We start from the raw sequence: 11,146 nt of genomic DNA, 5'->3' as shown, positions 1-11,146 counted from the left end.
CGCGTAGGCGGGCTTGGCAATCAGAGCCGAGGGCTTCAGCCCGACGGAGTGAACTACTGTTCGGCATTGGTACGCGTTTCAGCACCCAACATCTCGAATGCAACGAGTGTCGTAGCATCCCGGTGATGCTCCTTCTGGTTGCGTATGTATGCGACGACCGTAGAAACCATGTGCTCGCTTACTGTGAATGCTCCATATGCGCCCTGCCACTTGAAAAATGCACCCGGCGCTAGCTCGTGGGTCATCAGGTGTGAGCTTGCACCCTTCAGCTCGCCAACAAGTTTTGCAATAGTGATCGTTGCGGGAAAGCCTGCCAGCACATGAACATGGTCAGCAATACCACCGATACCCAGAGGTTGGCACCCCAACGCACGACACTTCTCGGCGAGTGCCGCATAAAGCCTCGGTTCAACCTCGGGAGCAATCAAGGGAAGCCGATCCCAGGTTGCCCATACCAGATGCACATAGAGTTGTGTATAGGGAGCCATGGTGTCACTATTTCCAGAGTTTCACTCGTACACCGGGTGCGCCAATCAGATCTGCCATTCAATTGCCGAGGGGTTGATGCCAGGGTCGCCGTCGCGCTCAAGCGCTCGGCTCCTCATTGCGAAGCCCGCCTACGCGGGCTAGATCAGCCCGCGTAGGCGGGCTTCGCAAGCGTTGCCCGCGCCTTCAGGCGCTGGGCCGCCGGGCTAGATCAGCCCGCGCAGGCGGGCTTCGCTTCCGTTGCCCGCGCCTTCAGGCGCTGGGCCGCCGGGCTTCGCAAGCGTTGCCCGCGCCTTATGGTCTTCCAGAAATTAATCCGGTCTAGCCCGCGAAGGCGGGCTTCGCTTCCCCTAGCCGAGGGCTTTAGCCCCACGGCATCGGGCGGATAGCGGATTATTTACTGGAACACCATCAGGCGCTGGGCCGCCGATACCGTTGCGCTCGTTGGTGTACAAACATTTGTGTTATACTATCGACAATCTGATACAAGAAACGCCCCCTCAGTTACGAGGGGGCGTCAGGCCAGTGCTACTCACACTGGCGCTGTTGCCCACTCAGTATATAACGCATCCCCCACCCTGTCAAAGCCGAAAGCGGATTAGATGGAGCGCGTCATCACCTACATCGACGGATTCAACCTGTACTTTGGGCTACGCGAGAGTGGCTTCCGGCGCTACCTCTGGCTCAATCTGGTTCAACTGAGCACGCGACTTGTGCGACCATCCCAAAAACTCGTGTACGCAAAGTATTTCACCGCTCGCATTGCCAACCCGCCCGATAAGCAGCGGCGTCAAGCTATCTACTTGGAGGCTCTGAGTACGCTCAGTGATCTGCAGATCTTCTATGGGAAGTACCAACTCAACCAGCGTAAATGTCGAAGCTGTGGCTATACCGACAGAGTCCCCAGTGAGAAGATGACCGATGTAAATATCGCCGTCGAGTTGCTGAGCGACGCTTTTCAGGACTATTTTGACACCGCTCTGCTGATCTCAGCTGACAGCGATCTCTGTGGCCCTATCGAGGCGGTACTGCGGCTCTTTCCAACCAAACGTGTTGTTGTGGCTTTTCCTCCCAGCCGAAACTCTGCCGAGTTAACGCGAGTTGCCAGTGCCTACTTGCGTATTGGTCGGGCCGCGCTTGCCGGTAGCCAGTTTTCCGACGAAGTTGTGAAGCCCGATGGCTATATCCTGCGACGCCCAACCTCATGGCGCTAATGATCATTTCTTCCCTTCGTAAGGATGCTCGGCCAGAATCAGCGCGACGATCTTGCCCAAGGCTTCGCGTTCGGCCCGCTCCTCAGCGTCAGCCATGCGGTGGAGATCTTCCTCAGCCGCATTGAGCACCGCAAAGAGGTGCTGTGTTTGTGCGCCTGTCAGCTTGATCGTGTTAATGAGGACATGTTCTGGCTGTGCTGGGGGCTCCGCTGGTCGTGGCTCTTGCTTGCTGCCGCGCCGGCGCTTATCCTCAACGGGAAGCTGCAAACGTGTCGCTGGATTGCCGATCGTTATCCCGTTCTGTTGCCATGCATCGTCGCTGCGCAGTTCTTTCAGTACCCGCAGCGCCTGCCGCCCCTGCCAGTGGGTGACTTCCTGCTGCTCTTTGCTCCAGACGACCACACCCCGTCTGCACCAGTCCTCGCGCTGCCACCCTTTCAGCCAGGCCGGAGCCGCCGTCGTGCGCGCAGGCTGTTGCGTCAGGTTGAGCTTGATGCCCCACTCAGGATGGTCATGATTGGGGTTACTGTTCATCGTTGCCGCGGCCCTTTGCATCGATCACCAGGAAGGCCGTCTTGATATAGTTGCGCTCGTTGGTGTTGAGGCGTTTGATGCTGGCGATGGGGTGCATTGATTTTACTCTCCGCGAAGTTTACTCGCTTAGAAAATCAGAAACTACTTCTTGATCTGCAGATGCTAACCCGTAAGATTTTGCTACGAGGCGGTTTAATTCTGCAAGAAGACTTGAGCGTTCCCCTACACCCACTTGAAGATCTCTCACGATTCGCACTAATCCCGACCTCACTTCCCCTGAGTTCGAAGGTAATGGAATGGTATGAACAAAATCAATTTCGACTTGTGGCAGCACACGTCCTTTCTTCATTGTCATTACCTGATAGTAAAATCGTACTGTATCGGAGTTCAAGAATGCACACAGCCATTCCAAGTCATCCAATTCTAATTCTGTTTTTGACTCGCTATAAATTAGTGCATTAGTGTGGTAATATCCCTGCGAATCCACAGCACAAATAAGGTTGTCGCCGGTGCGGCGAATCAAGAGTTTCGGTCTTTCAATAAGCGTTGCTTCATACCCGCCAGAAAAGAGGTTTGCTGGATTAGTATTGATATAATCCCCTCGATAATCAACTTTGAAAGGAGTCACTTGATCACTACCGGTCAAGGCTTTTCGCCAGTAACCACCTTTACCCTCTTTTCCAATAATTCCATCTCTACCTAATTTGGAGCGAATTCCATGATGTAATATCACGAGATCTCCAATAGTGGTGGTAGACCGATCCATCATATTCTCGATAATCAATTTGTGTTCTGGCTTAAAGAACAGGTGAAAGCGGTTTCGAGGGAATTGTTGATAAATGTTTGACTCATAGAAGGAGTAGTCTTGTAGCCTCGAAAGTTGTTCCGGGTCTTCAATCGAGGCCACCTTAACCATTTGTAAACTACTGTCACTTTTTCTTTGAACAATGAAGATCGTTGGAAGACCAACCTCGCCCCCTTCCCAAAAGTTCTTCCGAAAGAGAACAAACCTTTCAATTTCAGATAATTTCAAAATGGACGAACGAATCTTAGAGAAATACGTCCCCGTCAAAAAGCTGTCCGGTACGATATAGCTAATTCTCCCACCTCGATTGGCAAGACGCATGCCTAAATCCATAAACAGCGCGTAATAGCTAATCTTGTACTCAGCACTATTTGAATGCATTGCAAAGTAAAAGTCTTTTTCCTGCTCGCCCAAGCTTCCTGTCCCTCCCAGCCCAAAGCTTACATATGGTGGATTGCCAATTACAATATCAAAACCAACTCCTCTAGTTTGCTCATCAGGCCCAGTTCTGCTAAACCACACCTCCGGAAATTCCAATTCCCAATGAAAAAACCGCTGTTGCGTAGCACTCGCCGAGCGGTTGCCCTGTGATTCTTCTGGCTTAACCAACCAAGCATCATAATCCCGCACCTGCTCACCAAAATAGGTCGCCACCCAGGCGTCGGCGATATTGCGGAAGGGCCGCTTGAGTTCTTCAATCGCAAAATCAGCGGCCTTCTTGCCAGCAATATCTTCTCGGTCATTGGTTTCACGGTGGGCAATGTCGAACACCTTACCGACGATCGTGGGAATCTGGGCTAAGAAACGAGCCTCGAAGAGATTGAGTTGTCCAGGTTGCTGCTTTGCGCCCGGTAGCGTGCCCAGATCCTTGATCCACGCGCCAATCAGTGCGTTGCCACACTTGAGGTGGTGGTCGAGGAATGAGAGCGGGCGTTGCGGATCCATCGTGAAGAGCCAGAGCGAGAGCTTGGCCAGCTCGACGGCCATGGGGTTGAGGTCTACGCCGTAGATGCAGCGCTCGGCGACCATACGCTTGTAGCGGATGAACTCGGCGTCGCTCATTGCGCCGTCGCTGTCACGCCCCTCGCGGATCAGCGCCTGGCCGTAGGCTCGCGCCAGGTATTCGGTGGCCGCCACCAGGAAGTGACCCGAGCCCATCGCCGGGTCGAGTACCTTCAACTCCAGGATCTCGTCGGCAGTCAGTGGCTTCTTTTCGCCCTCGCGGTTCTCGCCGCGCACCAGCGGGCCAAGCGTGTTCTCGACGATGTACTGGACGATGTAATCGGGCGTGTAGTAGGAGCCGGAGGATTTGCGCTTCGAGTCTTTGCCACCAAAAACCAGGAAGTATTGTCCGGGCTCCTTCACCCCGGTGACGCTGCTCCCGCGTGGTCGGCTGGGAAACTCGGGGTTCGCCACACGCGCCTGGCGGTACTCTGCCAACTGCGTGCGTTCAGCACTGCTCAACTCAGATGCGGCAACATACTCCTCATACTTCTGGCTATTCTTCTTGCGCTCGAAGATCACCTGCTCTTCGCGGGCGATATGCGCCGAGTATTCAAGCAGGCCCTCGTAGATCTCGCCCAGGTGGCGCACATCCAGGTCGCGGTAGGTCACTTTCTTGCGCCCCTCGCCGCGCCCCTGTCCGCTCTGGGGCCGGGTGCGGCTCAGCAGGTCGATCGCCCGCGCCAGGTAGTAGTCACCAACAGCAAACGTCTCCAGGAAAGGATGCTGCTCAGGGTCGAACAGGCCGCCATTGTACGCAGGAATCAGGTTACCGAAACCCGCATCGATCAGGCCGAACAATTCACGCAGGCGGATGTCAAGATCGGTCGCACCCTGGCTGAAGAAACGTCGCGGATCGGGGTCATCATGCGTCGAAATGATATCGTCGCGCAGCGCCTCCAAGCTATACGTGTCGCGGTAGAGATCGTCGTGCATCGGCAGCAGATCCCTGCTCTCGGCATAGAACAGGAAGAGCAACCGATAGAGCAGCGTCAACGACTCTTCATAGATCGTGCGCAGCAGTTCATCAGAGTCGAGGTACTGCGCGATCGGCACGGTGTTCTCCTGGTGCTGCTGCCACTGGCGCACTACCTCCGGATTCTGCCGCATCAGGTAGAGGAAGCCGTCGCCCAACTCTTCCAGCGCCTTGAAGACGTTCTGCTTGAGCTCGTCGCCAATCTCTTTGCCGTGACGCGCACTCTCGGCCAGCACACGATCCAGCCGGGTGCGATCCTGGGCGTCGCGCTCAACGAATGATGCCTGCGAAAAGAGGCCAAGCAGATAGCGGAAGGCCAACCGGGCCTGGGGCTGCGTCCACTGGGCGGCGATTGTCTCCAGATCAACTTCCAGGAAACTGCGCGGCCTGTGGGCGCTGGCCTTATGGAGCAGGCGCAGGAGCTTGCCGTTGGTCACCACACCCCAGGCGACATCAGCCTGCACCAGCGTCTGCTGGGCCACCTCCATCGCCGAGAGGCCTTCCAGACCCGCGACATCAGCTTTGCTGTCCAGGCTCTCTCTCCAGGGCAGCACCCAGATTAGGGCGTCCAGCTCCTGGCCGGCGGCTTTACCCTGATACTCCGGCTGAATCGACCCACCTGCCTGGGCCAGCGCAAAGGTCGGCTCAAAGACGGCTTGCTCAGCAATAATGCGCGGGCCTGGCTGGGGCTGCATGCCCAGGGTGGGGAACAGCACCGCCTGGCACCAGTGCGTGATCGTCACCGCCACATCCGTGGCAGGAACCAGGGTCGCCCGACGTAGTTGCAGCTCTTTCTGCACCAGCTTGAGCCGATCTTTAGATTCGTCTTCGGAGAACGCACCAAGCTCTTGGTCAGGCAGCAGCCGCTCCAGATAATAGTCGGAGAGCAAACCATCAGAGTTGCGCAGGTAGGGGTAGAGAAAGAAGCGGTAGGCCGTAGCGCGGCCGGTCGTGCCGGGCTGTGGTTGATCAATCGTGGTCTTGATTGCCACCTCGGCCAGATGCAAGAATGCCGTGCCTGCGAGGTTAAGTGCGTTCTTCACCTTCGCTTTGTTCGGATTCAATGTGGGGTGGCTGACTGCATTGCGCAGATCGCGGCCGATCAGCAAGGCAGAGGAACAGGCATTCTCGCCGGAAAGATCTTGATTCTGGTTGCGCTTCTTCAGCCAGTTTTCGACCGCAATGCGGCCCTCGACGCGCCACTTCTTCTTCTCAGCATCCCAAAACAGATCCTGCTCAGCCTGGTTAACGGCCTCAAGCAGTTTGGTTGGAAAGTTCAGGGCAGCCTGCTGGATGAGCGGATTAACCTTCATCGCGCCAATCCAGTTCGAGAGGGTCAGGTTCTCAGGCTCACCAGCCTGGTGGCTCATCATAAAGACATTGTAGATCGCGAACCAAGCATTGCGAAACTGGTCAATCCCAGCAGGCGCAGTCTCGGCCAGTTCCAGATAGGTGATCGCATTGCTCAGAAAGGTATACCAGCGGCTTGACGGAGCATAGCCATACGACTCCTGCGCTTGGCGGCGACGTTCAAGCAGTTGGTGTGCGCGTGTCGTCATCGGTCACTCCATCTAATGCAAACGCCAGCGGCGTCGTTGCGAACATCATTTTGCTCCAGCCCACGAAGGTGGGCTTCGCATTCCCTAGCCGAGGGCTTGAGCCCGACGGCATCGGGCGCATAGCGGATTATGGACGGGAAAACCATCGGCCGCTCCAGCCCACGAAGGTGGGCTTCGCATTCCCTAGCCGAGGGCTTGCGCCCGACGGCATCGGGCACATAGCGGATTATGGACGGGAAAACCATCGGCCGCCGGGCGTGGTCGTCGGTACATACCGGTGTTCATCAGTCGCCGGACGTGTTTCAGGTCGGGGTCACAATAACCATATTGAGCAATTCTGGAGCCGGGAAGGCCCCAAGTTGCATCCGTTCGATCTCCCGCCGTCGCTCCTCCATACGGTGTGTATGACTCCGCAGTTCATTTTCAACGCGTGTGCGTTGGCCGCGTGTGGGTGCATCATACATCTCTTCGAACAGCGCCGCTTGCAGCCCACCCTGCAACTGATGGAGTCGCCCCTGGAGCAACTCCCGTACCCCTCGATCAAAGCGCTCAAGATCCTCTAGCAGCACCTGGATTTCAAGCTGTCGTGCCTGCTCGACCCGTGTATAATAGATCTGATATTGACTACGAATATAATTCTCAGCCGTTGTGCATAGCTCAGCGAAGCGACTGCGAAGCGCCTCCAGGGTATGCTCACTGAGTTGCGCCTGGGGCATCGTTGGGGCCAGATAGAGCTGGCGCCCCAGGAGAGGCTGCACGATGGCATCGCGATCGACAAACACCGGCTCCAATTCTTCGCGAATAACGCGGCCCTTCTGATCCTCGAAGCGCAGGAGAAAATTGAAGACGATCCCGGGCAATCCCGCATAGTCGGCCACAATGTAGCTGAGCTTGCCGCCCAGATCTGCCGCACGGGTCACGCGGCAGTAATGAACCATTCGCTCGAGCAGCGGGTGGCCGAAGGCCAGGAGATCCGGTGCTTCGTGGCTGACCCAGTCGCGATTGGCGATCTCGCGCTGAAAGGTCAGTCGTTCAAGCTGTTTGGGCACCTTATCGTCCTGGATCACCGACGGCACCCGCAGCCGATAGACGCCTTTATGCGCCGTAGCGTGCAACTTGCGACCATCCTTTTCACCGCTGCCGGCATCACCGTAGACCCGCAGGAAGGTCTCGACAAAAGCCTGCACGTCGGTGTACTGAGGGATGGCCTCACGCGCCGTTGCCATCGCATGCTCAGCACTGTCGATTTCAGCCTGGGCAAACTGGCGCACCCCAGAGAGGAAGTGGGTCTGGCGCAGACTCTGCACAAGCTCATCCAAACGTTGCAGCTCGTGCTCGGTGATCGCCACCGCCTGGGCTTTGTCGATCGAGCGATCGAGCACGCGGAGGATCAGTTCATCGAGCGGCACACGGTCGAGCACGCCCAGCACCTCGGCCATAGTGCCGAGCTGGCGCCGGATCGTCTCGATCCGCTCCTGGAGCGTCTTGAAGATCTCGGCCTCTTTCGAGTCCTTGACCATCAGGTTATAGACCTGCACGGTACGCCGCTGCCCATAGCGATGGATACGGCCGATCCGCTGCTCCAGCCGGTTCGGATTCCAGGGCAACTCATAGTTGACCATGATGTGGCAATGCCGCTGCAGGTTGAGACCCTCAGAGGCCGCATCAGTCGCCAACAGCAGCCGCGTGTCGGGGTCGTTGAACCGCCGCTCGGCATACAGCTTCGAGCCAACCTCCGCGTCGTTCGTGCCGAGCACCATGCCGCCGTGGATCTCAACCATACGCTGCGGCCCGAGGAACCAGAGCCCCGTCAGGTGACGCTTCAGATAGTCAAGTGTATCGCGATACTGAGTAAAGACGATCACCTTCTCGGTCGGATCGTGGGCAAGGAGTTGCTGCAGGAAGCTGGTGAGCCATTGCAGCTTGCTATCCTGGCCGGACGCGATCAGCGCGTCGGCCTGCTGCATCAGCCCGCGCAAGCGCTTCACCTCAGTGGTACGGTCAGCATAGACCACCTGCATCCGGCGGGTCTCCAGGTAGCGCTCGATCATCTCGCGGTCGTCGTCCTCCATAAAACCGCCGCTGCTGTACTCCTTGAGCAACTGCTGGATCTGCGTACGATCGGCGGCGAGCCGGGCGGTCGTGCGCTCCTCAATGACACTCTCGATGCGTCGCGCCAGGGTTTCACGGAGTGCGAAGATGCTCGAAACCATGCGCTGCTGGACCAAGGTCAGCAGGAAACGACCGATATTGCGCTCAGAGGCCGTGATAGCGCGTTTGCGGCTCAGCGTCACCCAGCCCTCACTCGTATAATCGGTGACCGCTTCATAGAGCGCCCGCTCAGCCGGACTGAACTCAATCTCAATCGGGTGTGGCTCACGCTCACGGAACTTCTTCACCAGGTCACCTTGCTCATTCCGCTCGAAAATGGTTTCTTTGCCGCGCCGGATCATGATCTTATCCACCCGCTCACGGGCATCAGGCCGGTCAAGATCTTCGACCTGGGCAAACATAAATGGATCGATGAGATTGAGCAGATTGAAGAAGTGCTCCGGTTTCCCCGAATGAGGGGTCGCCGTCACCAGGAGCAGACTATCGCAGCGCGCCTGAATAGCACGGGCAAACTCAGCACGATTCGAGTCGGTCGACACATAATGCGACTCATCAATGATCACCAGATCCCAGCGTCGCTCAACCTGCATCAACTGGTCGAAGGAGGGGTTGACATTGCGGCGGGCACCACCGGAGCCCTCATACTCCGGCTTGATCCAGTCAATGGAGGTGATGATCGTGTTGCGGGCCAGCCAGGGGTTCAGGTTCTCATCAACCAATTGCCTGACCGCCAGCATCGTATGGCGATTATAGATGGTGAAAGAACGAAAGAAGTGGCGCTGCATCTCCTTCTGCCACTGATCCTGCAGCGCCGCCGGTACCACAATCAGTACCCGGTCACCGCGCTTACGGGCGGCAAGCTCCTGCATAATCAGACCAGCCTCGATCGTCTTGCCCAGACCAACATCATCGGCGATCAGGAAGCGCTGGCGCAGCGACTCCATCACCTGTTTTACCGCCAGCAACTGATATGGTTCAGGGACAATCTTGGAGTTGCTGATACTGAGCAACTTATCGTACTCATAGACCAGTGAAAGGCGCGTTGCGTTGGTCAACAGACGGTAGTGGTCAATGTGATCAATCCGGCTCGCGAAGAGATGATCGGTCGCCGTCGCGATTGGCTCGATCGCGGTCAGGGGATAGAGGAACGGCTGCGGGCGCCCGCCGTTATCGGGGAACATGCGCACCGTCCAGGTACCATCCTGGTTATGGGAGATCTTGATAATCTCCCAGACTTGATTGCGGCAGCGTACTTTGCTCCCGATGTCGAATGGTAGTGTCGTCATAGTGTCGCAGTGCGGCGTAAGATACGAAGAATTCCGGCAGAAATGCGCGAATCCAACGCAAATGCACAGGCTGGCGATCCGCACGCAATACGGATAGATGGCACCCGGCGCAGCTGGAGCGGCTCACCACAGACCGGGCACGCAATCGGTAGTTGCTCGGCCTGCGTGGAGGCAGGCACGGGTGCCAGAGCCTCCATCGGGAGTGAGCCTGCGCATGCAGGGCTCTGCTGACAAATCCACAGGCTGATATCCGGGTAGGGCTGCATCGCGCCCCGACAGACTGGACACTCTGGCATCGACACAGACGGTTGCGCAGCGATAGCACGTACGGTCGCTTCAGGCGAAGCCAACGCACCCGGCTGCAACTCGAGATTGGCGAGCACATCAGCGACAAGTTCCGCTGATTCAAAACGCAGCATCGACTCACGAGACTCGTTGTGCGAGAGAATATTCAGGCTGCCGTGCCAGAGAATATGACCATCAACCACACCCACCTTCTCGTGCATCCCAGGCCGCTCGTGAAACGCAACCCCAAGCTCAACCAGACGGTGCTTCACCCTATCGTAATGCCCAAGCAACAGATCCGGCTGCTCATGCTTTGGACGAGCATAAACCTCCACCATAACCTCGCGTTGTCGTACCACCTGCAACACCGGATAATAAGAAGCAGCCCGATGGGGCGATAGAAAAGGTGACAAGACAACAACATGCTGGAGGGCACAACTCAGATCGGCGCGAAATCGGGCATGAAAATCGCGCTCACAATAATGACGAATAGAGATATGGGCAAAAGTATCGCTCGCTGAGCACTCCATACACAACTGCTTCAACTTAGGTCATCGTACACCTATGAACCGAGGGGAACTCATCCAAGGCTGACTACGCCTATTGTACCATGTGGTACCAGCAAAGCGCAGCAAGGTCTCAGAGGTACATGAGGGCGATGGCATGTTCCGTTAGTGCTTGCCGTCAGGTTCACGGATCGCTCTCATCCGCCCATACCGCGTCGGCGTGAACGCCTCGGCTCTGGCATGCGAAGCCGGCCTTCGCCGGCTGGATCAGGCCACGAAGGTGGCCTTCGCAAACCACGAGCCGAGCCGTTCACGGCGACGGCAGCAGCTGCCATCGCCCGACGGGGTGCATGAGGGCCAGCTTCCGTTGGTGCGTGCCGT

The 11,146-nt window shown here is 57.0% G+C and carries 6 protein-coding genes; 1 reads left to right on the top strand and 5 read right to left on the bottom strand.

Annotated elements, in window-relative coordinates:
- Positions 1–53 precede the first annotated feature (53 nt).
- Complete coding sequence (gene tnpA / locus EYB53_RS11100; protein ID WP_135478254.1) at positions 54–488, bottom strand: IS200/IS605 family transposase; 435 nt, start codon at positions 486–488, stop codon at positions 54–56.
- A 600-nt stretch (positions 489–1,088) separates the two neighbouring features.
- Here tnpA and EYB53_RS11095 point away from each other — a divergent pair.
- On the top strand, positions 1,089–1,700 hold the full coding sequence (locus EYB53_RS11095; RefSeq protein WP_135478253.1) for an NYN domain-containing protein: 612 nt from the start codon (positions 1,089–1,091) through the stop codon (positions 1,698–1,700).
- 3 nt (positions 1,701–1,703) lie between these two features.
- On the opposite strand, the gene EYB53_RS11090 is transcribed toward EYB53_RS11095, so the two are convergent.
- The 4 genes from EYB53_RS11090 to EYB53_RS11075 all read right to left on the bottom strand — a co-directional run bounded on the left by EYB53_RS11090 (position 1,704) and on the right by EYB53_RS11075 (position 10,789).
- Complete coding sequence (locus EYB53_RS11090; protein ID WP_135478252.1) at positions 1,704–2,234, bottom strand: hypothetical protein; 531 nt, start codon at positions 2,232–2,234, stop codon at positions 1,704–1,706.
- Positions 2,235–2,352: 118 nt separating this feature from the next.
- The gene (locus EYB53_RS11085; RefSeq protein ID WP_135478251.1) at positions 2,353–6,576 is read right to left on the bottom strand and encodes an Eco57I restriction-modification methylase domain-containing protein; all 4,224 of its coding nucleotides are present in this window, start codon (positions 6,574–6,576) and stop codon (positions 2,353–2,355) included.
- A 302-nt stretch (positions 6,577–6,878) separates the two neighbouring features.
- A complete protein-coding gene (locus EYB53_RS11080) occupies positions 6,879–9,974 on the bottom strand; it encodes an SNF2-related protein (RefSeq protein ID WP_135478250.1) in 3,096 nt (1,031 codons plus the stop codon).
- Positions 9,971–10,789 (bottom strand): phospholipase D-like domain-containing protein, encoded by an 819-nt coding sequence (locus tag EYB53_RS11075; protein ID WP_135478249.1) that lies wholly within the window; start codon positions 10,787–10,789, stop codon positions 9,971–9,973. Before EYB53_RS11075 ends, EYB53_RS11080 begins: the two co-directional genes overlap by 4 nt.
- Positions 10,790–11,146 lie beyond the last annotated feature (357 nt).

The sequence above is a fragment of the Candidatus Chloroploca mongolica genome (assembly GCF_004762035.2).
Classification (GTDB): domain Bacteria; phylum Chloroflexota; class Chloroflexia; order Chloroflexales; family Chloroflexaceae; genus Chloroploca; species Chloroploca mongolica.
Note: the sequence above shows the minus strand (reverse complement) of the source record. Positions and strands in the feature narration are given on the sequence as shown.

Coding starts and splice junctions, on each gene's coding strand:
- EYB53_RS11085 (WP_135478251.1), bottom strand. CDS start 6,576: ATGACGACACGCGCACACCAACTGCTTGAACGTCGCCGCCAAGCGCAG.
- EYB53_RS11095 (WP_135478253.1), top strand. CDS start 1,089: ATGGAGCGCGTCATCACCTACATCGACGGATTCAACCTGTACTTTGGG.
- EYB53_RS11080 (WP_135478250.1), bottom strand. CDS start 9,974: ATGACGACACTACCATTCGACATCGGGAGCAAAGTACGCTGCCGCAAT.
- EYB53_RS11075 (WP_135478249.1), bottom strand. CDS start 10,789: ATGGAGTGCTCAGCGAGCGATACTTTTGCCCATATCTCTATTCGTCAT.
- tnpA (WP_135478254.1), bottom strand. CDS start 488: ATGGCTCCCTATACACAACTCTATGTGCATCTGGTATGGGCAACCTGG.
- EYB53_RS11090 (WP_135478252.1), bottom strand. CDS start 2,234: ATGAACAGTAACCCCAATCATGACCATCCTGAGTGGGGCATCAAGCTC.